The organism is Burkholderia sp. MR1-5-21 (genome assembly GCF_053427715.1).
In genome coordinates this window covers 1-22,925 of sequence record NZ_JBSAXD010000023.1, presented here as the reverse complement: position 1 = coordinate 22,925, position 22,925 = coordinate 1, and the positions used below count along the sequence as shown (strand labels likewise).

At 66.4% G+C, this 22,925-nt stretch carries 20 protein-coding genes; 14 read left to right on the top strand and 6 right to left on the bottom strand.

The genetic code is table 11. The annotated features are described in order from the left end of the window. Positions 1-35: 35 nt before the first annotated feature. From ACV229_RS27275 to ACV229_RS27225, 11 genes are all read left to right on the top strand, one after another. Entirely contained in the window at positions 36-2,135 is a 2,100-nt protein-coding gene (locus ACV229_RS27275) for a TonB-dependent siderophore receptor (protein ID WP_448086223.1), read from the top strand. A 145-nt stretch (positions 2,136-2,280) separates the two neighbouring features. Further along, positions 2,281-3,351, top strand: coding sequence for a TauD/TfdA family dioxygenase (locus ACV229_RS27270; RefSeq protein ID WP_448086222.1), 1,071 nt, complete (start codon positions 2,281-2,283; stop codon positions 3,349-3,351). Between the two features lie 16 nt (positions 3,352-3,367). After that, positions 3,368-4,405, top strand: coding sequence for an ornithine cyclodeaminase family protein (locus tag ACV229_RS27265; protein WP_448086221.1), 1,038 nt, complete (start codon positions 3,368-3,370; stop codon positions 4,403-4,405). Further along, the gene (locus ACV229_RS27260) at positions 4,399-5,793 is read left to right on the top strand and encodes an alanine racemase (protein ID WP_448086220.1); all 1,395 of its coding nucleotides are present in this window, start codon (positions 4,399-4,401) and stop codon (positions 5,791-5,793) included. Before ACV229_RS27265 ends, ACV229_RS27260 begins: the two co-directional genes overlap by 7 nt. A 2-nt stretch (positions 5,794-5,795) precedes the next feature. Then, the gene (locus ACV229_RS27255; protein WP_448086219.1) at positions 5,796-6,833 is read left to right on the top strand and encodes a cysteine synthase family protein; all 1,038 of its coding nucleotides are present in this window, start codon (positions 5,796-5,798) and stop codon (positions 6,831-6,833) included. Next, positions 6,830-8,206, top strand: coding sequence for an MATE family efflux transporter (locus tag ACV229_RS27250; RefSeq protein WP_448086218.1), 1,377 nt, complete (start codon positions 6,830-6,832; stop codon positions 8,204-8,206). The genes ACV229_RS27255 and ACV229_RS27250 overlap by 4 nt, the downstream gene beginning before the upstream one ends. Beyond that, a complete protein-coding gene (locus tag ACV229_RS27245; RefSeq protein ID WP_448086217.1) occupies positions 8,203-9,288 on the top strand; it encodes a FecCD family ABC transporter permease in 1,086 nt (361 codons plus the stop codon). The genes ACV229_RS27250 and ACV229_RS27245 overlap by 4 nt, the downstream gene beginning before the upstream one ends. Further along, the gene (locus ACV229_RS27240) at positions 9,285-10,352 is read left to right on the top strand and encodes a FecCD family ABC transporter permease (protein WP_448086216.1); all 1,068 of its coding nucleotides are present in this window, start codon (positions 9,285-9,287) and stop codon (positions 10,350-10,352) included. Before ACV229_RS27245 ends, ACV229_RS27240 begins: the two co-directional genes overlap by 4 nt. Further along, a complete protein-coding gene (locus ACV229_RS27235) occupies positions 10,349-11,212 on the top strand; it encodes an ABC transporter ATP-binding protein (protein WP_448086215.1) in 864 nt (287 codons plus the stop codon). The genes ACV229_RS27240 and ACV229_RS27235 overlap by 4 nt, the downstream gene beginning before the upstream one ends. Beyond that, positions 11,199-12,182, top strand: coding sequence for an ABC transporter substrate-binding protein (locus ACV229_RS27230; protein WP_448086214.1), 984 nt, complete (start codon positions 11,199-11,201; stop codon positions 12,180-12,182). The genes ACV229_RS27235 and ACV229_RS27230 overlap by 14 nt, the downstream gene beginning before the upstream one ends. Positions 12,183-12,214: 32 nt before the next feature. Continuing rightward, entirely contained in the window at positions 12,215-12,613 is a 399-nt protein-coding gene (locus ACV229_RS27225) for a transcriptional regulator (protein ID WP_448086213.1), read from the top strand. 118 nt (positions 12,614-12,731) lie between these two features. Here the strand turns inward: ACV229_RS27225 and ACV229_RS27220 are convergent, their stop codons facing one another. Then, the gene (locus ACV229_RS27220; RefSeq protein ID WP_448086212.1) at positions 12,732-13,436 is read right to left on the bottom strand and encodes a Crp/Fnr family transcriptional regulator; all 705 of its coding nucleotides are present in this window, start codon (positions 13,434-13,436) and stop codon (positions 12,732-12,734) included. A 191-nt stretch (positions 13,437-13,627) separates the two neighbouring features. On the opposite strand from ACV229_RS27220, the gene ACV229_RS27215 reads away from it, so the two are divergent. The 3 genes from ACV229_RS27215 to ACV229_RS27205 all read left to right on the top strand — a co-directional run bounded on the left by ACV229_RS27215 (position 13,628) and on the right by ACV229_RS27205 (position 16,864). Beyond that, positions 13,628-14,395: a class II aldolase/adducin family protein gene (locus ACV229_RS27215; protein ID WP_448086211.1), complete on the top strand. Its 768-nt coding sequence runs from the start codon at positions 13,628-13,630 to the stop codon at positions 14,393-14,395. 256 nt (positions 14,396-14,651) lie between these two features. Then, a complete protein-coding gene (locus ACV229_RS27210; protein WP_448086210.1) occupies positions 14,652-15,599 on the top strand; it encodes a LysR family transcriptional regulator in 948 nt (315 codons plus the stop codon). A 14-nt stretch (positions 15,600-15,613) separates the two neighbouring features. Continuing rightward, positions 15,614-16,864: a PucR family transcriptional regulator gene (locus ACV229_RS27205; RefSeq protein ID WP_448086209.1), complete on the top strand. Its 1,251-nt coding sequence runs from the start codon at positions 15,614-15,616 to the stop codon at positions 16,862-16,864. Between the two features lie 85 nt (positions 16,865-16,949). Here the strand turns inward: ACV229_RS27205 and ACV229_RS27200 are convergent, their stop codons facing one another. The 5 genes from ACV229_RS27200 to ACV229_RS27180 form a co-directional block, all read right to left on the bottom strand. After that, positions 16,950-18,419, bottom strand: coding sequence for a cyclic nucleotide-binding domain-containing protein (locus tag ACV229_RS27200; protein WP_448086208.1), 1,470 nt, complete (start codon positions 18,417-18,419; stop codon positions 16,950-16,952). 218 nt (positions 18,420-18,637) lie between these two features. Further along, positions 18,638-19,573 carry a 3-hydroxyacyl-CoA dehydrogenase NAD-binding domain-containing protein gene (locus ACV229_RS27195; RefSeq protein WP_448086207.1) on the bottom strand — a complete coding sequence of 312 codons (936 nt, stop codon included), beginning with the start codon at positions 19,571-19,573 and terminating at the stop codon, positions 18,638-18,640. Between the two features lie 27 nt (positions 19,574-19,600). Beyond that, positions 19,601-20,806, bottom strand: a complete 1,206-nt coding sequence (locus ACV229_RS27190; protein ID WP_448086206.1) for an acyl-CoA dehydrogenase family protein — start codon at positions 20,804-20,806, stop codon at positions 19,601-19,603. Positions 20,807-20,829: 23 nt separating this feature from the next. Then, complete coding sequence (locus ACV229_RS27185) at positions 20,830-21,585, bottom strand: acetoacetate decarboxylase (RefSeq protein WP_448086205.1); 756 nt, start codon at positions 21,583-21,585, stop codon at positions 20,830-20,832. A gap of 86 nt (positions 21,586-21,671) precedes the next feature. Further along, positions 21,672-22,904, bottom strand: a complete 1,233-nt coding sequence (locus ACV229_RS27180; protein WP_448086204.1) for a CaiB/BaiF CoA transferase family protein — start codon at positions 22,902-22,904, stop codon at positions 21,672-21,674. Positions 22,905-22,925 lie beyond the last annotated feature (21 nt).

Here is a 22,925-nt window from a genome sequence, read left to right as displayed (position 1 = left end):
CGAGGCGAGTGCCGGGACGTCGCCAGGAGACGTTGATGCTCGCGTGTGCGCTGGCGTTCGCGTCGTCGCATGTCTGCGCGCAAGGCACGGCGGGCAACGGTGCGGGTGACGCGCCGCAGGATGCGGCGGCCATCGGCGCCACCACACTCGATCCGATTTCCGTGAAGGCAAGCCGCCCGTCGCTGTATGCGGTGCCCGATGTCAATGTCGGCGCGCTCGGCGCGAAGGACCCGAAGGACCTGCCGATGTCGGTGGCGTCGTACTCGAGCGAACTGATCGAAGCGCAGCGTGCCCGCACGTTGATGGACGTGCTGAAGAACGACCCGTCGGTGCAGAACACCGCGGTCGGCGGCGCGATGGACAACATCAGCATTCGCGGCTTTCCGGTCGACTGGACCAACACGATGCGGCGCGACGGGATGCCGGTCGCACCGTACTACGACCTGCCGCTCGAGAACGTCGAGCGCGTCGACGTGCTGAAGGGCCCGTCGGGCTTCCTGTACGGCGTGAACTCGCCGGGCGGCACGGTCAACTACGTGCTCAAGCGCCCGACCCGCGACCGCTTCACGACCGTCACCGGCGAAGTGCGCAGCTACGACGGCTACTACGGCGCCGTCGACACGGGCGGTCCGATCGGCGACGGCCAGTTCGGCTACCGCTTCAACGTCGCCGGCGAGAAGGTCGGCAATTTCGGCCATTCGGGCGACCTGCGCCGCACGTTCGTGAGTGGCGCACTCGACTGGGCGATCTCGCCGCGCGCGCTGCTGCGTTTCAATTTCGACTACCAGAACAAACGTCTCGCCGCGCAGCCGGTGATCGGCACGCAGCCCGACGGTTCGCTGCCGCCGCAATTCGACCCGCGCACGCTGCTTGGGCAGCCCTGGCTGCAATATCGGACCAACACGTTCAACATCGGCGGGCAGTTCGACTTCAAGCTGACCGACAATTGGACCTTCACGACGCAGATCGCCCAGTCGTACAACAATCGCGACGCGGCGTTTCCGGACGTGTATTCGGTTGCAGCCAACGGCGACATCCTGAGCGGCGACATCTATCTGTCGCCGAACCAGAGCTTCCGCGTGCTGTCGACGAACACGTTCGTGACCGGCAAGTTCAACACGGGACCGCTCGCGCACCAGCTCGTGACCGGCGTGTCGACGCGCAACTACGATTCGCAGCAGGGTGGTTTCGGCGTGATACCGATCACCGTCGGCAATATCTTCAACCCGGTCTATTCGCCGGCGCAGACGACCACGTTCCCGGGCAAGACGGTCACCAGGAATTTCCAGCCGAGCGTGTTCATCAGCGACCTGATCGACATCGGTTCGCACTGGAGCGTGATGCTCGGTTTGCGCCACGTGCGCTACCGCGACGATTCGTATGCGCCGTCCGGCGCCGACACGCATTACGAGACGAGCGTCAACGTGCCGTCGGCCGGGCTGATCTTCAAGCCGCTGCCGTCGCTGTCGACCTACGTCAGCTATTCGGAGGGTTTCGAGCAGGGCGGTGTCGCGCCGTACAACACGCTCAATGCCGGCGAGAATCTCGCGCCGGTGAAGAGCAAGCAGTACGAAGCGGGCGTGAAGGCGGACATCGGCAGCGACCTGACGGTCAACGCAGCGGTGTTCCGCATCGAGAAGACGCTGCAGTACGTGAACGCGGCGAACTACTACGTGCAGGCCGGCACCCAGCGTCATACCGGTGTCGAGCTGACCGCGAACGGCCGCCTGACGCGCGATCTGTCGATCGTCGCAGGCGCGGCCTTCCTGCATACCGCACAGGACGAGACGGGCGACCCGGCGACGAACGGCAAGCGCGCCGCGAACGTGCCGACGTTCCAGGCGAGTGCGTTCCTCGACTACCGGATCGCGGCCGTACGCGGGCTCAACGTCGACGCGGGCGTCTATTACGTCGGCCGCCGGCCGCTCGATGCGGCGAACACCGTGTCGCTGCCGGGCTACGTGCGCTTCGACACCGGTGCGCGCTATCAGACGCGCATCGGCGGTCACACGACGATCTTCCGTGCCGGCGTGCAGAACCTGACCGACAAGCGCTACTGGGCCGCGGCGAACTACAACGCCGTGTGGCCAGGTCAGCCGCGCACGTTCTTCCTGTCCGCGCAGGTCGACATGTAACAGCCAGCATCGGCAACACGAGAGACGACGGCAACCGGACGCGCCGCAGAGCGCGCCAGCCGTCTCCCCCACGAAAACAGGTTATCCGCAGGGCATGCGCCGCACCGTCGGTACGGCGATGCCCGTTTTCATACGAGGGAAACGCATGAATCTTGCTGAAGGCATCGATCCGTCCGGTCTGCAGCCGGTTTCGAAGTCGCTCGCGATCTACGAATTGCGCGACGACGAGATTACCGGACTCACGGACGTTGCGCAGGAACTGGTCGCGCATCACGACAGCGTCGAAAGTACGGCATTTGCGCACGACTGCACGCTGGCCGCGCAGGAGCTGCCGCGTTCGCTGCGCGCGCTCGCGCAGCGCTACCGTCAACTCGAGTTGCCATGCAGCGTGCTGCTGCTGCGCGGCATGCCGGTCGACGACACGCGCATCGGCGCGTCGCCGTCGCACTGGGATGCGCCTTGGCGCAATCCGCCGTCGCTGCGCGAAGAGGCAATGCAATGCCTGATGACGTCGCTGCTCGGCGACATGTTCGGCTGGCGCACGCAGGAGAACGGCCGTTTCCTGCGTCACATCGTGCCGATCAAAAAGGACCATGCGGAGCAGCTTGGCGGCGGCAGCAGCGTGACGCTGGTATGGCACAACGAGGAGGCGTTTCACGAGCATCGCGCCGATTTCCTGTCGATTCTCTGCTACCGCAACGACGAGCGCGCGGAGACGATCTTCTGCGGGATCGATGAGATCGAGATCCCGGACGCCATGTGGCGCGTGCTGAGCGCGCCGCGCTTCACGATCCTGCCGGACAAGTCGCACTTGCCCGACCAGAACGTCAGCGAGCATTGGCGACTCGACGATCACGTGTTCGAACACATCCGCCGCATGCATGAAAACCCGGAGCCGGTGCCGGCGCTGTCCGGGCTGCGTGCGAAGCCGTGGCTGCGTGTGGACGAGGCCTTCATGGCGGCGCTGCCCGGCGACCGCGAGGCGGAAACGGCGCTGCGCTGGCTGATCGATGCGTGCTACGCGCACCAGACCAGCGTCGTCATGCTGCCGGGCGACATGGTCTGGGTCGACAACAAGCGCGCGGTGCACGGGCGCACCGTCTACCAGCCGAATTACGGGCCGCGCCAGCGCTGGCTGCGGCGCGTCAACGTTCACGTCAACCTGCGCGAGACGCTGCCGTTCCGGCAGGCGCCGACCACGCGCGAAATCCTGTGAGGCCCGGATGAACACGATGACACACGATTCGGTCGAGGCGATCGAAAACCTGGTGGACGTGCGTCCGCGGCTCGCGACGCAGCCGTCCCGATTGCGCGTGCTCGGCAAGCGCGTGATCGACGCACTCGATTACGACCCGGCGATGGTGCTCGACGCGGTCGAGCGTGCGTATCGCGGTCTCGGTACCGGCGAATCCGACAATCCGCGCAAGCTGATGAGCCAGCCCGCGGACAAGCATTCGGTCGCGTATTCGATGCTCGGCCGGGATGGCGGTCGGCGGACGGTCGGCTTCAAGACCTCGTACAAGCACGACCCCGAGCACAGCCGCGAGCTGCAGAAGTACTACACGACGCTGCTGCTGTTCGACGACGAGACCGGCATGCCGGTCGCGATGATGGACGGCAGTCTCGTCGGGTCGCTGCGCACGCCGGCCGTCTCCGCGCTGATCGCGCGCGCGGCCGCACCGCACGCGCGCACGGCGCTCGTCGTCGGCACCGGCACGCAGGGCCGGATGGCAGCGCCCTTTCTGTTGACCGCGCTGCCGGACGTCGAGCGCGTGATCGTGCACGGCCATTACGACGAAGGCATCGATGCAGTCCGCAAAACGCTGAAGCGCTTTCATCCGGACCGCGACATCGAGGTGTCGACCGATCTCGACGGCTCGGCGAGACAGGCCGACATCGTGCTCGGCGTGGCCGGCGCGGGCGCACCGGAGCGGGTGCGTCACGCCGCGCTGAAGCCCGGCGCGCTGGCGCTGCTGGTCGGCTACGGCATCGACGCCGATGCGCTCCACCGCGCCGACTACCGGATCGCGACGAGCGAAGCACAGATGCAGGTCACCGGCGTGGATCTTGTCGACGAGACGGGAAAGCTGCCGCCTGTCGATGCGGAGCTGCCCGACATCCTGCTCGGCCGCAAACCGGCGCGCCGTGCGGACGACGAGATCGTGTACGCGTTCAACAGCGGCATGATCGTGACCGACATCGCGCTCGGCCGCGTGCTGGCCGATGCGGCACGCGCGAAGGGGCTGGGCGAGGAGGTCGAGCTATGGTGAACGATATTCCGCGGCTGCCCGCCCTGTGGGATCCGGCGCTGCGCGATTTCGTGGATGAGCATGAAGCGATGATCCACGAACTTGCACACGGTTTCGATGCACCGATTCATCTGCTGTTTCCGGAGCGGTTCGCGCGTAATGTCGCGGCGTTTCAGCGCGTGCTCGACACGCGCCAGGTAGCGGGCCGCGTCTACTACGCGAAGAAGGCGAACAAGGCGCGTTGCTTCGTGCACGCTGCTGCCGAAGCCGGGATCGGTGTCGATGTCGCGAGTGTGGGCGAGTTCGCAGACGCATTGGCTGCCGGTGTCTGTGGCGAGGACATCGGGGTGTCCGGTCCCGCGAAGGCGAGCGACCTGCTTCGGCTCGCGGTGCTGCACGGTGCACTGATCGCCATCGACAGCATCGACGAACTGGATCGCCTCATTGCGATCGCGCAGCAATGTGAATGCATCGCGCGCGTGCTGCTGCGCATGGCGCCGGCCGCACAGACCGGAAGCCGATTCGGTCTCAGTGATGCGGCGCTCGAGTCGGCACTGTCGGTGTGTGCATCGAATCGGGCGTCAGTCGTCCTCGAGGGTTTCTCGTTCCACTTGTCCGGATACAGCGCGGAGGCCCGCTGCAATCAGGCCGGGATCGCAGTGCGCGCGTGCGTGTCCGCGCGTGCGCTCGATCTCTCGCCGCATACGGTCAATATCGGCGGCGGCTTTGCGATGTCGTACGCAAGCGCGGACGACTGGCTCGCCTTCCAGGCAGCACATGGTCCGGACGACTACCACGCGAAGAAGGTGTTCGACGGCTTCTATCCGTACCACTCGTCGTGCACGGGCGCGCCAATGCTCGACGCGATCCTGACCGGCATCCCGGACGGCGAGTCGAAGCCGCTGGCCGACCTGCTGCGCGAGCACGGCCTGCAGATCATGCTGGAGCCGGGACGTGCGCTTCTCGATCAGGCCGGCTTCACGGTATTTGCGGTGCAAGGCGTGAAGGATCGCGGCGACGGTCGCGGCAAATACGGCATCGCGACCGTGAACGGCACGAGCTTCAGCCTCTCCGAACAATGGTTCGCGAGCGAGTTCCTGCCCGATCCCGAGCTGCTGACTGCCGCACGCGATCCGCAGCAAGCGCCGCGCGTGTCCGGACCTTACCGCGCCTGCGTCGGTGGCACGAGCTGCCTCGACTCGGACATGGTCACGTGGCGCAAGGTCGTGTTCGCACAGCGTCCCGAGCCCGGCGACCTGCTGCTGTACCCGAACACGGCCGGCTATCAAATGGATTCGAACGAGTCGCCGTTCCACGAATTGCCGTTGCCCCCGAAGCTTGTGATGACCCTCGATGGTGCGCGTCCGCGTTGGCGCGTCGATCGCCTTTCCCCGTTTTCCGGAGCCTGACGATGAATATGCGTTTCCTGGGTGAACAACCGACGATCACCGTGCCGGCGATCGTATCGAAAGTATCGGACCTCATCGGCCGCACGCCGCTGTTCGAACTGATTCGCGGCGCCAACGGCGCGCGCATCCTGCTCAAGCTCGAATCGACGAATCCGACCGGCAGCGCCAAGATCCGGATGGCGCGGCAGATGCTCGATGAAGCCGAGCAGGACGGCAGCCTGCGGGCCGCCGGACGGGTGATCGAATCGACGTCCGGCAATACGGGCATGGGCCTCGCGCTGCTGTCCGCCGAACGCGGCTACCGATTCACCGCGGTGGTCGACTGTCATGCGTCGAAGGACAAGCTGCGCGCGATGCAGGCGTTCGGTGCGGAGCTTGTCTATGTGAGCGAAGGTGACGCGCTCGCGACGGCGGACCGCGAGGCACTCGCCGAGCGGATGGCGGCCGAGGATCCGGACAGCATCTGGACCGAGCAGCACAACAACCCGGCGAACGGCAACGGCTATCGCGGGCTTGCACGCGAATTGCGCGACACCCTCGGCGAACGGATCGACTATCTGGTCGGATCCGTAGGCACGGGAGGCTCGCTGTTCGGCACCGCGCGCGAGCTTCGCGCGACCGGCCCCGCGCCTCGCGTGGTCGGCGTCGAGCCCGTCGGCTCGATCGCGTTCGGCGGCGAAGGCGGCGCGTACTATCAATCGGGCACCGGCACGCCGCCCGGTGCGGAGATCGGCGCGCTCGTCGACTACGCGTTGCTCGACGAGGGTGTCAAGGTGACGGACGCGGCCGCGTTCAACACCGCACGCTACCTCGCGCGCAGAAAGTCGCTGCTCGTCGGCGGGTCGGCCGGCGGCGTGATCTGGCACGCACTGAAGATGTTCGACACGCTGCCGCCCGATTCGTCGCTCGTCGTGCTGGTTTGCGATGGCGGCGAGAAATACCTCGACACCGTGTTCAACGACGACTGGATGCGCGAGCGCGACCTGCTCGACGATTCCATCGCCCTTGAACTCGATCCGATCTTTGCCAACGCCGCATGAAGTTTCATCGACAGTCCTGGCATGACGCCAGACACATCGGCACGCTCGCCGGGCCGCTCATCCTCACGCAGCTCGCGCAGGTTGCACTGACCACCACCGACATCGTGATGATGGGGATGCTCGGTCCGCGCGAGATCGCCGCCGGCGGTCTCGCGCTGACGATCTTCAACCAGCTGAGGACGATGGGGACGGGGCTCGTGACGGGCACCGGCAACCTCGTCGCGTTCGCGAACGGGCAGAACGACCCTGCGCAGATCATGCGTCTCGTGCGTGCGAGTTTTGCGTTGTCGACGCTCGCGGCGCTTGCTTTCGCGCTGCTGATGCTGTTCGTCGAGAAGCCGCTCGTGTGGCTCGGGCAGGACCCGGCCGTCGCGCGGCAAGCCGCGTTCTACCTTGTGGCTGCCGCGCCCGGCATGTTGCCGTGCCTGTGGTTCCAGTCGCTGCGGCAGTACACGGTCGGGCTGCGCAAGCCCGGGCCGCTGCTCGCGATCACGGCCGTGTCGATCGTCGTCAACGCGGCGCTCGACTATGCGCTGATGTTCGGCCGCTTCGGTTTCCCCGAACTCGGCCTGACCGGCGTCGCGTGCGCGACGAGCGGCGTGTACCTGCTGTCGTTCGTCGCGTTTCTCGCGGTCGCGAAGCGGCGGACGGAACTGGCCGGGCATCTGTCGCTTGCCGCGTGGCGTGCCGACCGGGACGCGCTCGCGCGCACGTGGAAGATGGGCCTGCCGATCGCGGCGACCTATGGTTCCGAGGCGGCGTTCTTCACCGTGCTCACGCTCGTGATCGGCACGCTCGGCACCGACGCGCTCGCCGCGCAGACGATCGTCAACCAGGTGATCTACATCGTGTTCATGATCTCGGTCGGCCTGTCGCATGCGTCGTCGATCAGCATCAGCCATGCGTGCGCGCAGCACGACTATCGCGGCGCGCGGCGCCTCGGCTATACGGGGCTCGTGCTCGGCGTCGGCGCGATGCTGATCGTCGCGCTGCCGTATGTCGTCGCACCGGCGCACGTGCTCGCGCCATTCCTCGACCACGGCGCTGCCGCGAACGCCGACGTACTGCGGCTCGCGACGGGCTTGCTGACGATCGCCGCGCTGCTGCAGATCTTCGATTGCAGCCAGAACATCGGCGTCGGCATCCTGCGCGGCCTCGGCGACGTGAAGAGCGCGTTCCGGATCTCGATCGTCGGCTACTGGATGATCGGCCTGCCGGTCGCGTGGGCCACGGGCGTGATGCTTGGCTACGGGATCTACGGGATCTGGATCGGACTCGCGATCGGGCTTGCCGCGACCGCGACGATGCTGCTGCGCAAGTTCGAGCACCGTCTCGGTACGCTGGCAAAACGGGCGAGCGCGAGTCATTCATGAGCGAACGCCACGTCACGGAACAGCGCGTGGCCGGCGAGCCGTCGTCCGATGGGCATCGCGTGCGATCGACGCGGTCCGGTTCGGCGCATGAGCCGCGGGTGCGCGTCGGCACGATCGTGCTCGCGCTGCTCGTCGCACTCGCCGTCGTCGCGCTCGCGAGCCTGTGCGCTGGAAACCTCGTGCTCAGTCCGGCCGCCGCGCTCGATGCATTGGCGAACGGCGGCGACACGCCCGCCGCGCAGATCGTCCATGCACTGCGCCTGCCGCGGTACATCGCGGCGCTGCTGGTCGGTGCAAGCCTCGCGGTCGCCGGTGCGCTGATGCAGGGGATCACGCGCAATCCGCTTGCCGACCCGACGCTGACCGGCGTCGTCAGCGGCGCGGCACTTGCCGTCGTCGCGGTGACCGTGCTGGCGCCGGCCGTGCCGGCCGGCGCCATGCCGTTCGTGGCGCTCGCAGGCGGTGGCGGGGCGGCGACGCTCACGTTCGCGCTTGCGTGGCGCGCGCGGCTGTCGCCGTTGCGCCTGTCGCTGGCCGGAACGACGATCGCCGCGCTCGGCAGCGCGGGCGTCATCTCGCTGATGATCGCGGCGGGTCCGCAGGCAGGACCGTTGTTCTACTGGCTGGCGGGCGGCCTGGCGGGTGTGGGCTGGCAGCAGGTTGCGATGGTGGCGCCGTGGTCCGCCGCCGGACTGGCCGCCGCGTTCGCCGGCGCGCGCGTGCTCGATACGCTCGCGCTCGGTGACGAAGCCGCGCAGAGCGTCGGCCTCGACCTGCTGCGCTGGCGGTTGATCCTTGGGGGCGTTGCGGTTGCGTTATCGGCATCGGTGGTCGCGATTGCGGGTCCCGTCGGCTTCGTCGGACTGTGCGTGCCGCACCTGGCGCGCGTCGTGCTCGGCGGCGGTTATCGGCGGACACTCTTCACGACCGCGCTGGCCGGTGCGCTGCTTGTCGCGGTCGCCGATCTCGTCGCTCGCACGGTCGCCGCGCCGCGCGAACTGCCGGTCGGCTTCCTGACCGCACTGGTCGCGACGCCGCTGTTGATCGCGATGATCCGTCGCGACGAAGGAGCGTCGTCATGATGGACGGTTCGAATCTGTGGGTGCGCACCGTGGCTGCGCGACCCGCCTGGTCGCGCGCGATCGCGCGTGTAGCAGGCGGGACGGTCGCGCTGGCGATCACGATCGCGCTGGCGCTACGGTTTGGCGCGGCGGATTTCCCGTTGACGGCGGCGGTTCAGGCATTGATCCATCGTGACGGCGCGCACGCCGCCGCGTTCGTGCTGTGGGAGCTGCGCATGCCGCGCGTGCTGCTCGCGCTGATGGTCGGTGCGCAGCTTGCGGCGAGCGGGCTCGTGCTGCAGGCGGCGCTGCGCAACCCGCTGGCGGAGCCGGGCGTGATCGGCGTGTCCTCGGGCGCGACGCTTGGCGTGATGGTGCTGCTGCTCGTCGCGAACTTCGCCGGCTCGATCGACAGCAGCCGGCTCGACGCCTACGACGCGACGTGGATGCCGCTCGTCGCGCAACTCGGCGGCATCGGTGCGGCGCTCGGTGTGTATGCGCTCGCGTGGCGCAACGGTACTGCGCCGTTCCGCCTGATCCTGATGGGCGTGGCCGTGAGCGCCGCGCTGTATGCGGTCGCGATGACGATCCTTGCAGGCTGGGGTTCGAGCCGCATCGAAGTGCTGCTCACCTGGCTGTCCGGCAACCTGTACGCGCGCGGCTGGCAGCATGTGTTGCAGCTCGCACCGTGGACCGCAGCGACGATCACGCTGCTGCCGGCGATCCTGCCCGGGGTGCAGGTGCTGTCGCTCGGCGACGACGCGGCCGCCAGCGTCGGCCTCGATGTCGAACGCTGGCGTCTCGTCGCGATTGCCTATGCGGGTTTTGCGGCCGCCTGCGCGGTCGCTGTCGCCGGTCCGGTTGCGTTCGTCGGCCTGGTCGCGCCGCATCTCGCGCGGCTCGCGGTAGGCGGGCCGCTCGCCCGGCAGGCGCCGTTCGCGCTGCTATGCGGCGCGCTGATCACGGCGCTCGCCGATCTGGTCGGGCGGATCGTCGTCGCGCCGGCCGAGATTCCGGTGGGCGCGGTCACCGCGCTGTTCGGCGCGCCGCTCTTTCTCTATCTGCTTTCCCGATCTTCCCGATGACACTCGTTGCCCGTGATCTTTCGCTCGGGTACGGCACGCGCCGTATCGTCGACAACCTGTCGCTGTCGATCGAGCCCGGCCGGACCACCGTGCTGCTCGGTCCGAACGGTTCCGGCAAGAGCACGCTGCTGCGCGCGCTCGCCGGCCTGCTCGCACCGCGAGGCGGCGCCGCGCTGCTCGATGGCGTACCGCTGCAGCACTGGCCACGCCGCCAGCTCGCGCGGCGCATCGCCTTTCTCGCGCAAACGCAGGACGTGCCGGCCGGCCTGACCGTGCAGGAACTCGTCCGTCATGGACGATTCGCGCATCGCACGTGGCTGCGCGGCGAAACCGATGACGATCGCGACGCGGTCGACTGGGCGCTGGCCACGACCGGTCTTGCGGCGATGCGCGAGCGTCCGCTCGTCGCGCTGTCGGGTGGCGAGCGGCAGCGCGTGTGGATCGCGATGGCGCTCGCGCAGCGGGCCGACGTCTTGCTGCTCGACGAGCCGACGACCTATCTCGACCTCGGGCATCAGCTCGACGTGATGCAGACGCTGCGGCGTCTCAACGACGAATTCGGCCTGACGCTCGTGATGTCGCTGCACGACCTGAACCAGGCGATGCGTTTCGCGGATCGTGCGGTCGTGATGCGCGACGGCAGGCTGATCGCCGATGGCATGCCGGTCGACGTGCTGACCCCGGCCTTCGTCGCCGACGTGTTCCATGTCCATAGCGAGCGGCTGCACGGCGCGAGCGATGGCGTGCCGGTATGCCATCCGCTTGGCTATGCGGGGTCGGGAAGCGGGGACGCGGATGCGGAACGGACTTCCGGCAACGTCGTGCCTTTCGTCGGGCGGGTCTCGAATGATCGACCGTAAGCGCCGCGCGCTCGCGCTCGCATTGCCCGCATCGCTCGCGTCCGTGCTGGCGCGGCCGGTTCGCGCGACGGAGCAGGCCGCGCCGTACAGCGTGATCGACGATCGCGGCGTGACGTTGCGCTTCGGCACCGCGCCACGCCGGGTTGCGACGATCTCGACCTTCGGCGCCGACACCGCGCTCGCGCTTGGCGTGCAGCCGGTCGCCTCGACCTTTCTCGTGCGCGGCCGCCGGCCCGCGTATCTGCTCGACCGGATGGATCGCGTGACCGATCTCGGCCAGCGCGCGAGCCCGAGCCTGGAATTGCTGGCGAGCACGCGCGCCGACCTGATCATCGCGATCCGGCGCTACACGGAAGCGAACGCGGCGCGGCTGCAGCAAATCGCGCCGTATCTCGCGCTCGATCTCGAGGTCCGCGAGGACAGCGACCGCAGCATCGCGCTCGCCGGCGCGGCGCTGGGGCGCGCCGAGGCCGCGGCTGCGCTGAACCGGCGCTTTGCCGGCGCGTGTGCGGAGATCCGCGCGCGCATCGGGCCGCGGCGCGGGCCTCGCTATCTGTTCGTCTGGGGCACGGGCACCGCGCCGTGGGCGTTCTACGACGAGAACATGACCTGCTCGCTGCTGAATGCGCTCGGCGGTGTCAACGTCGCGGGGCGCAATCCGCTGCCGTCGCGACGCGACAACACTGCGTTCCAGATGAGCCTCGAGACGCTGCTGATCGCGGAGCCGGACATGATATTCGTGTACGACGACGGCGGGCCGCGCGGCTTCGAGACGAATCCGGTGTGGCGATACCTGATTGCCGTGCGTCGTGTGCGGATCGTGCGCGTCGGCGATCACTGGATCGAATCGTTCGGCCCGATCGCACGTCATGCGGTGCTGGCCGAGGCTGCCGCGCATTTGCATCCGGATCGGTTCGAATCACCCGACCTGCGCGAGATTGCGATGTCGTATCTGGGCCGCGCAGGTTGATTTCCCTTTCACCGATATCGAAGGATCACGCCATGAAGCACGACACCTGGGCCATCGAACTGATTCCGACCGAACAGATCCTGCCGAACGAAGAGCACGACGAGACGCGCCTGCTCGAAGTCCTGGACAGCATCGCGCGCAGTGGCCGCTGGACCGCTCCGATCGTGCTCGAGCGCGCGAGCCTCGCGGTGATGGATGGGCATCATCGGCTGGCCGCAGCACGGCGACTGTCGCTGCCGCTCGTGCCATGCGTGCTGCTCGACTATGCGCAGGTCGGCGTCGAGACGCGTCGTCCGGACTTTCGCGTCGACGGCGACCAGATCATCGCGCGGTCCCGGGCGCGCGTGCTGTATCCGCCGAAGACGACGCGGCACATCTTTCCGCAGCCGCTGCCGGCATGCAATATCGACATCGCGGCGCTATCCGTGTGAACGCGCGGCGAGCCCGCACATCGGACCGATTTCGGTGCGGCGTGCCGCCGGCAGGCGCGTCACGATCAATGGCGAAACCTGCGGTCCGGGCAAGGATCGGCCTGGGGTATCGATCAAATTACGATTTGCTTTCGCTGGTGCTCGCTGCCCGCAACCGTTCGATATCCAGAATGGCGATTTCCCCGGACTTCAGGCTGACGATGCCCTCGCTTTCGAGATGCTTGAGCAACTGATTCGTGGTTTGCCGTGACAGCGACGCCATCGATGCGAGACGCTCTTGCGAGAGCCGGATCCTGCTCTGCGTCGCATTGAGGCCGCCGTACCCTTCGGCGATCATCAGCAGGCGGCTTGCCAGGCGTTGCGCCGCGGGCAACGATGCCAGGGATTCGACGTTCCTGAACGACAGCCTGATGCGCTGCGCCATCAGCAGCGCAAAATCGCGCCAGTAGCGCGGCGTGGCGTCCAGCACGCTCCGCAGCGCGGCCTCGGGGACATGCATGAGCAGCGTCCGGCTGGCGGCGATCGCATCGTGCGGACGCGGAAGCCCGTCGAACATCGAGATTTCGCCGATCCACGCGGTCAGACCGAGTACCGCGTGCAGCATTTCCTTGCCATCGGCGCTGACCGTCCCGATCGAAAGCGACCCTTCCAGCACCGCGTAAAGACCGTCGGACGGGTCGCCGCACCGATACAGCAGTTGCCCCTTTTCCAGCCGGAGCAGCGTCGCGTGGCTCACCAGGTAGTCCCGCAGCTCGACGGGCAGGCCCTGGAACCAGGGTGTCGATTCGAGTTGCGGGCGATAGGGGAGTAGCCTGGAATCCATGGGTATCTCGGCGTGTCGGCTACGCGACAGACTCTGCGTGGGGATCCCGAGATCATACGTCGACCGCTCTGACGACGCGTCGAAGCCGGCCCGCGTGCATCGCGTTGCGTCATGCCGGCCCGGCCCGGCGCTTGCGCGGAGCGCCGCTGCAGTTTCCTCAATGGCTGACCTCTAGATCAAGGAGTATTGACGTGACCTCATCCGATACCAGTCTGAAGCAGTCGGTTTCCGCTGCCGAATGGGAAGCACGAGTCAACCTCGCGGCCACCTACCGCCTCACCGCGCTGTTCGGCTGGGACGACCTCGTGTTCACCCATATCTCCGCACGCGTGCCGGGCCCCGAGCACCATTTCCTGATCAACCCGTACGGGATGATGTTCGACGAGATCACCGCGTCGTCGCTGGTCAAGGTCGATCTCGACGGCCGCAAGGTGTCCGACTCGCCTTACGACATCAATCCGGCCGGCTTCACGATCCACAGCGCGGTGCATGCGGCGCGCGAGGACGCGCACTGCGTGATGCATACCCACTCGGTCAACGGTGTTGCGGTGTCGGCGCAGGAAGCCGGCTTGCTGCCGCTTTCCCAGCAATCGCTCGGCGTGCTCGCGTCGCTCGGCTATCACGACTACGAGGGCATCGCGCTCAACGAAGACGAGAAGCCCCGCCTCGTGCGCGACCTCGGCAGCAACACGTACCTGATGCTGCGCAACCACGGCCTGCTGACCGTCGGCGCGACGCCGGCCGACGCATTCGTCGCGATGTACTTCTTCGAAGCGGCGTGCATGATCCAGGTCCGCGCGCAGGCCGGCGGCTCGACGCTGCTGCCGATCGCGCAACCGATCCTCGACGGCATCAGGCAGCAGATCGCCGCGGTGACGCGGGGCGTCAGCGCGGGCGCGCTCGTGTGGCCGGGGCTGCTGCGTCGGCTCGATCGCCGGAACCCCGGTTATACGGACTAGCGATCGAGCGTCACGAGGCTGTTCCGCGATACTGTCGACGCCATATGTCCGGCCATCGGCGCCATGCCGCCGATGGCGCGCGATGCGCGCGGGAACGCCTCGATGTTCGCGCTTTGTCCGACGGACGATTGCAGTGATCCACACATGCCTGTTGGCGGAATCACCAAAACGATGCGCAACGTATTCTTGCCGATATCGAGATAATAATTAAGGATTGCTGTGCAACAATTCCGTCGGTTTCCGAGGAAGAGTTGAGATGGATACGCTCCACAACATGCGTGTATTTGTTCGGGTGGTCGACGCCGGCGGTTTTTCGGCGGCGGCGCGACAACTCGATACGAGCACCGCCAGAATTTCACGCGCGATTGCCGACCTGGAAGGGCGCTTGGGCATGCGTCTGTTGAATCGAACGACACGTCGCTCCACGCTCACCGAGGCCGGCGAACGGTATTTTCGCCGTTGCGAGCAGATCCTGGGCTGCATCGCGCAGATGGAAGCCGAAGTCAACGGCGCTCACGCGTGGCCGTCCGGAACGCTGAGGCTGCACTGCATGCCCGTTCTGGGGCAGCGGAATGTGCTGGAGTGCCTGTCCCGCTATCGGCAACGCTTCCCGGACGTGGATGTCGACCTGACGTTTTCCCAGCGGCGGCCCGACCTGATCGATGAAGGCTTCGACGTGTCGATCGTGCTCGGGCGCAGCCTTCCGGATTCGGGTCTGGTGTCGCAGCGGCTCGGCGCGACCTTCAGCATCATGTGCGCGTCCCGACGGTACATCGACGAACACGGTGTTCCCGTCGTGCCGCAGGACCTCGCGCGTCATGCGTGTCTCGGCCTGGTTTCGCCGCACATGCCGTGCGACGAGTGGGCGCTGACGGGCCCGGATGGCGAGGAGCCCGCCGTGCCGGTCCTTCCGGTATTTCGCGTCAATGACGCCGACGCGCTGGCGGCGGGCATTCGGGACGGAATGGGCGTGGGGCTGCTGCCGCGTCCCGCCGCCATGTCCGGGCTGCGTAACGGGGACTTCGTGCGTGTCATGCCGCATCATCATGCGCACGACATGAACATCTATGCAGTGCATTCGTCACGCCGATCCCTGGACCCGAAGGTTCGAACCTGGATCGACTTCCTGAGCCGGGAAGTCCCGCCGATGCTGGAAAGCAACGAGCAGGCGCTCACGCGATTTGCCGAATTGACGCCGAATTGAAGGAAAGAGGAAGGATGCGCACTGGAAACGGCACCGTTCCGCAAACGTCGGGGCTCATGCGCGAGAAGTTCAGGGAACTGGCGTCGAACCCGTCGGAGGTGATCGAACGGACGTATGCGGCGTTGACCCGCATCGAGGGCTACGAAGACCTGTCGCCAACCGTCAGGAAGGACATCATGGATTCGATCGCGCTGTCGGAGCGCCTGTGGATCGAATCGGTGTCCGCCGGCGCGTTTCCGTCGACGAAGGATCTCGCGGTGTTCCAGGATTTTGGCCGCAGGCGGGTCCATCAGGGCATTCCGCTGCCGTCGCTGCTCAGGGCGTTTCGTGTCGGGCTGAAGGAGGTGTGGCACAAGTGCGCCGAGCTCGCCAACGAACACGACGCGTTGCGCGACGAACTGATCTTCGTGATTTCGCCCTACCTGATGGACTTTTTCGACGACATGGCCCAGCTGATTTCGCGAGCCTACCTCGACGAGCAGTATCAGCAGGCGCGCTGGCGCGAATCGTTGCGGTATCAGCTTCATGACGTGATCTTCAACCATGCCGGCGATGACGAAGCGTTCCGCAAGACCGCCACGGCGCTGGGCCTCGATCACACCGTTCGCAGGGTCGCGATCGCCATCGGGTCGCAGCGCCTGGACCGCGGCGCGTTGCATTCGGAGGCGGAGGCCGATCGAATCGTGCTCGCCGTGGCGCGACACCTGAGGGCAAGCCGGGACAGCCTGATCGACGTCTGGCATCGCGATCGCCTGATCGTCTGGGCGCCATGCAATCACGACGAGTCGGCAATCGCGAGCGACAGGCGCGTCGCGGACCGAATGTCCGCGTTGCTCGCCGCTCAGCGCTCGATCGCGTCGGTGGGCATCGGCCTGGCGGGTTCCGGCGCGAAAGGCTGGGCGGCGTCAGCAGACGAAGCGATCCGGGCGCTGGATGTCGGCCGAAGCGCGGACGCCGAGCAGCGGATGCATCGTTACTCGGACATCATGATCGAGGAATGCATACGCAGTCACGACGGCGCGCTCAACTACCTGCTTTCGCTGATCGACGAACTGTCGAGCGAGCCGGAGATCGTTCTGACGCTGGAGACCTTCTTTGCGAACATGCAGCGGCGCAAGGTCACGGCAGCGGCGCTTGGCATCCATCCGAACACGCTCGATCACCGGGTCGAGCGCGCGGAAAACATCACGGGCGCGAAACTCGACGACGCCGCGTGGATCGCCCGGTTCGAGATCGCGCTGAAGCTTCGTGGCACGCGCGCGTAGCATGCCGCAGCCGTGGCGTCGGCGCCGGATTCCGGTAGAGGCGGTCATGGGGGGCGGCCGCTCGCGTCGAATGCGCGGCGCGGGGTCAATCGGCGTCGAAATGAAAAATATTGAGAATCCGCAGCAGCAATTGCCCCTTCGCGCCGATGTCCGGTGACGCGCGCACCGCTACGTCGCGATGGAGGATCTGCATCCCGCGGCGTACCGACTGGTCGAACGCGGCGGCAAGTTCGGCGTTCTTGGTCAGCAACGGTGCGATTGCTTCGCGCGGCAGGCGGTAAATCGCGCAATAGGTGCGTGCCACCGCAGTCGCCGCGTGCGGCGCCCCCGTGAGCATGCCGATCTCGCCGACATATTCTCCGGCGCTGATGTGGCCGATCGTCCCGGTGACGGAACCGGACGTTCGCGTCAATTCCAGAATCCCCGACGCGACGACGTAGAGCCCGTCATCCGCTGTGTCCTGCGAAAAAAGCACCTCGTCGGGTTCGAGCCGAAGCAGCGCGAAACGACCGGCGAGATCGTCGAGTTGTTGCTCGTCGAGACACTCGAACAGGACGACGTCGCGAAGCAGCCGGCGCACCGCGAGCAGCTTGTCCGCGATGTCCGCGTTCGGCGCTTTGCCCGTGTCTGCGTGGCCGAGATAGCCCGCATAGTGCAGCTGACGGTGGACGGCTCGCAGCAGGGTGTCCCTGGTGGACGACAGTTGCCGGGTGTCGGCGACGAAAAACGAGATTCGATAGACGTTCCGTTTCATCCCGAGCTGAGTCAGGACGGTTTTGGGCGCGGGGATTCGAAGGATGTCGGGGCAAATGAGCGTCGCCTGGGACAGCACGTCGATGACGCGCTCGGGAACCGCGCTTTCCGAAACGGCGATCTCGACGGATGCCGCCCTGCGTTGAGTCGGGAAGCTTCTGTTGACGATCTCGGCCTTGGCGATCAGGCTGTTCGGGATGATCGCGATGTCGTCGCCGTCGGTGTGGATCCGGATCGAGCGCCAGTTGATCTGCGTGACGATGCCTTCGATCCTGTCGCCGATCTGGATCCGGTCCCCCACGCCAAACGGCGCTTCGACGCCGACCGCAATACCGGAAAAGACATCGGCCAGCGTGTTTTGAAGCGCGAGACCGAGGACGATGGCGACCACGCCCGAGGTGGCCACCACGCCTGTCACCGGCAGCGCATAGACGGAATTCAGCACGATCGCGGCGGTCGCGATATAGACGGCGGCCGCGAACAGGTCGGAGAAAAGCCTGGCGCCTCGCGAGTGACCGTCCCGATGAAGGGCGAACGAGAGGCCGGCGACCACGATCCTCGAGCCCAGCAGCCACCACGCGCCGCCGATCGCGCGCAGCCACACACCCGCGGTGTCCGCGTGATCCTGCAGCGGCGGAAACACCGGCAGGACGATACCCTGCTTGTGAAAATAAAAACTGATGGCGAGAAAACAGGCCACGTCGAACGCAATCCGGACCCGGTCCGAAAAGCGCCGAAGCCCGAGCACGCCGGCGACCGTGATCGCGATCAGCATCGCGGCGGAGATAAGCGTCAGATTCACCACTGTCCTCGCTCGATTGCATTCAGTAGCGAATCAACGCACGCCCGCTCGACGCCCGCATGGGACGCGCATTGCCACGCACACGTGTGCCTGTCTCGCGATCGTCCCGCCCACGGATTCGAGAGCGGCTGTTGCCAGCCGCGCTCGATGCGTCGGGAACGCGCAGCGCACGCTCCCGTTGCCGGGCAACCTGCGCCGGCGCAAAGGCGGTGGCCGCTTCAGCTTCCGTCTCGCCGCAGGGAAAGGAGACCGAGCAGCACTTCGTCGCGGCGAGCCGCCAACTGGTCGATCGACTGGCCGGCGACCTCGTCCTTGACGCCCGCGATCACTTTCTGGCGAAGTTCGGGCGTGATCTGCGGCGAGCCCAGCACGCTCCACCACGCGGTCATCGGGCCGGTGAACTGGTCGAAGAAGTGCTCGATGCCGCCTTGTCCGCCACCGAGATGGAACAGCATGTTCGGGCCCATGATGCCCCAGCGCAGGCCCGGCCCCCAGCACACCGCGGTATCGGCGTCCTTGACGCTCACGACGTCTTCCGCGATCAGATGGACGATCTCGCGCCAGAGCGCGGCCTGCAGGCGATTCGCGACGTGGCCGGGCACTTCCTTGTTGAGCTGGATGGTCTTCTTGCCGAGGCGCGTATAGAACGCGGTCGCCCGCTCGATCGTTTCTCGCGACGTCTTCGCGCCCCCGACGATCTCGACCAGCGGAATCAGGTGCGGCGGGTTGAACGGGTGGCCGATCACGCAACGCTCCGGATGGCGCTCGCAGGCCGACTGGATCTCGCTCATCGTCAGGCCCGACGAGCTCGACGCGATGATCGCGTCCGGCGCCAGAATGGCGTCGAGATGCTTGTAGAGATCCTTCTTGAAGTCGATCCGCTCGGGCCCGTTCTCCTGCACGAAATCGCTGCCGGTCACCGCTTCATCGAGATTGGCAGTGAACTGCAGTCTCGCGCGCGATGCGCCCGGCGCGAGCCCGAACTGCTCCAGAGCGGGCCATGCCGCGTCGATGAATGCCCGGAGCTTCGGCTCGGCATCGGGGGCAATGTCCGTTGCGATGACGTCCAGGCCCTTGGCCAGAAACAGCGCGGCCCAGCTTGCGCCAATGACACCGGTGCCGATGATGGCAACGCGGTTGATATCTTTGCCCATGGCTAACTATCCTTCGAGTGGAGTGGGTCAGACGAACGCGCTGAAACCGGTCACGGCCTTGCCGACGATCAGGTGGTTCATTTCGCGTGTGCCTTCGTACGAATAGAGCGCTTCCGAGTCGGCAAAGAAGCGCGCGACGTTGTAGTCGAGGACGATGCCGTTGCCGCCGAATATTTCACGGGCCCACGCCACGGTCTCGCGCATGCGGCTCGTGCAGAATGCCTTGGCCAGCGACGATTGCTGGTCCTGCAACTTGCCCTGGTCCTGCAATTCGGCAAGCCGCACGACCATGCATTGCGACGCGGTGATGTTGCCGAGCATCTTCGCGAGGTGGTCCTGCACCATCTGGAACGACCCGATCGGCTTGCCGAACTGCTCGCGGGTCTGCGCGTAGCGCACCGCATGTTCGTAGGCGCCCATGCTGCAACCGACGGCTTCCCACGCGACGTATTGGCGGGTGAGCCGAAGCACGCGCGCCGTGTCGCGGAACGACATGTCGCCCTGGAGGCGGTTCTCTTCAGGCACCCGGCAGTTGTCGAGCGTGATCTCGCCGTTCTGCACGACGCGAAGCGCGATCTTGTGCTCGATCTTCTTGACCGAAAAGCCCGGCGTGGTCTTGTTCTCGACGATGAAGCCCTTGACCTGGTTGTCGTCGACGTCACGCGCCCAGATGATCGACAGGTCGCACCACGGCGCATTGCCGATCCAGCGCTTCTGGCCATTGAGCACCCACGTATCGCCTTCGCGCCTGGCGGTCGTCAGCAGGCCGCCGCCTGCGCCCGACCCGACCAGCGGTTCGGTCAGTCCGAAACAACCGACTTTTTCCAGCCGCGCCATCGGCGGCAGCCATTTCTGCTTCTGCTCCTCCGATCCGCCGAGATAGATCGACCCCATGGCCAGCCCGCTATGGACGCCGTAGAAGGTCGAGATGGACGAGTCGACGCGCGCCAGTTCCATCGCGATGAAGCCATCGAGCAGCGTGCTGCCGCCGGGGCAGTCGTAACCTTTGAAGCCGACGCCGACGATGTTCAGATCCCTGATCCCGGGGATCAGCTCGAACGGGAACGCATCCTCGGCCCAGAACGTGTTGATCACGGGCGCGACCTGCTCCTCCATGAAGGCGCGCACGCGTTTCAGCAGCGCGCGTTCGTCTTCACTCAGGAACTCGCGAATCAGGTAGAAGTCGCTGTCGGGGGCCGGAAGCGGGTGGTTGGGCTTCGAGCTGGCAGTCATGATGATTTCCTAGTAAGCGTTGATCAGGCGGCGTTCGAGGGCGCGCGCAGATAGTCGTGGACGACTTCCGCGCCCGCGATCGTCAGGTCGGTGAGGAGGTGGACCGCGGACAGCACCTCGAGCACCGGCAGCTTGGCGACCGGCGCGAAACAATGCGGATGCAGTTCCAGGGACGCGGGGCCGGTCCACGCGCCCTTCACGGTGATGTCGGTCACGTAGTACTTGACCAGTTCGCAGACGCGGGCGGAGCCGTCGACATGCGGCAGGATCTTCAGCAGGAAGCCGGGCGCCTCGAGCGTCTTCCTGACGGCGGCGAGATCCAGCGGCTCGTATTTGTATCCCATCGTCGCGGTCGCGACCCGCACGCCGTTATAGTCGAGCGTGCCGACCAGCGCGTCGTTGCGGATTTCGAGCTTCGGCTGGGCCAGTACCTTCGGAAAGCCGAGCAGTTCGCGGCCGGAAGCGATGCCGGCTTCGCTGTCGAGGTACATCGCATGGGTAAAGCCGCCGGATTCGCCGTTGAACGTTACCGGGACCACCTGGCCCGATTCGGTGTAGGAACCGAGCCCGCTCGAGTCCGGCATCTTGATGAACTCGTATTTGACGATCGGCTCGGTCGGCATCAGCGGGGCGGGCACCACGCGCGCCAGCGCCTCCGGATCGGTGCGATAGCTGATGATGATGAATTCGCGATCGATGAACCGGAACGGCGGCTTGGGATAGGCCGGACTGCCGATCGGCATGGCATACGCGCGAGCGCGGATTTCGTCTTCAGTCATGAAAGGCTCCGAATGTGCGGCTGGCGTCAGCCAGCCGGTGGGTTGTCGCCAGGGCAGGCGTTCAAGCCATGGGATGGCGCAATGCGTCAGTTCGCGCTGTCGAAGCGGGCGACCACGCCCGCATCCTGCAGACGGGCGATCTCGGCGTCGTCGAAGCCCATCTCGGTCAGGATTTCCTCGCCGTGTTCGCCAAGCTGCGGTGCCGCGCCAGGCTTCACCTTTTGCTGCCCTGCGATATGAATCGGATTGCTGACCGTTCTCGTGGCGGGCTGGCCCGGCACTTCGAGTGGCACGACGATGCCGTTGAGCTCGAGCTGCGGATCGTGAATGATTTCCTCGGCAACCTGCACGACACCGAAAATCACGCGCTCGGCGGCGAGCGCCTGCTTCCAGAAGGACAACGGCTGGCTGTCGAACAACGGATCGAGGATCTCGACCAGCGCGGCCGCGTGTTCGGCGCGCAGCTTTTCGTCGGCAAAGCGCGGATCCTCCAGAAGCGCGGGCATCCCGATCGCGCGGACGAACGGCGCCCATTCCTTGCGTTGCGCGGCGACCAGCAGGATCCAGCGCCCGTCGCTCGTCCGGTACGGATTGAGCAGCGCGTTCGGCGGGCGCTTGCGGTCGTGCTGCGGGAAGAACTTGCCGCCGTTGAGGCCGCCTTCGACCCATGCCGCGGCCGCCCAGATGCCGTTCGCGATCAGCGAGGTCGTCACGTGGCTGCCCTTGCCGGTCTTCGTGCGCTCGTAGAGCGCCGTGACGATCGCCGCATACAGCGTCGTTGCCGTCGCGTGATCGCCAATGCCCGGGATGGGAAGGGTCGGCGGGCTGCCCGCGTCGTGGGTCACTTCCATGAGGCCGGAGCGTGCCCAGTACGCGGTGACATCGAATCCCGGGGTATCGGCCTCGGGGCCCTGCGCGCCATAGCCGGTGATGTCGGCATAGATCAGCTTCGGATTCAGCGGCGCGAGGTCCTCATAGGTCACGCCCAGCGCCGCCCTGACGCGCGGCGGGAAATTGACGACCAGCACGTCGGCCCACCGGACGAGGCGCGTCAGCACTTCCCGCGCGTCTGCGGACTTCAGGTCGAGCGCGATGCTGCGCTTGTTGCGGTTCGTCAGCTGCCACGCATAGTTCGTGCCGGCAACGGGATTCGGCGGAATGGTCGAGAAGAAGCGATAGACGTCGCCCGTGCCCGGAGGCTCGATCTTGATGACGTCCGCTCCAAAGTCGGCGAGTATCGTCGTGGCCGCAGGGCCGGCAATGTAGCTCGCGAGATCGACCACCTTGAGGCCTGAAAACACGTGTGTTCCATCAGTCATTGCAGTGTTCCGGATTCGATG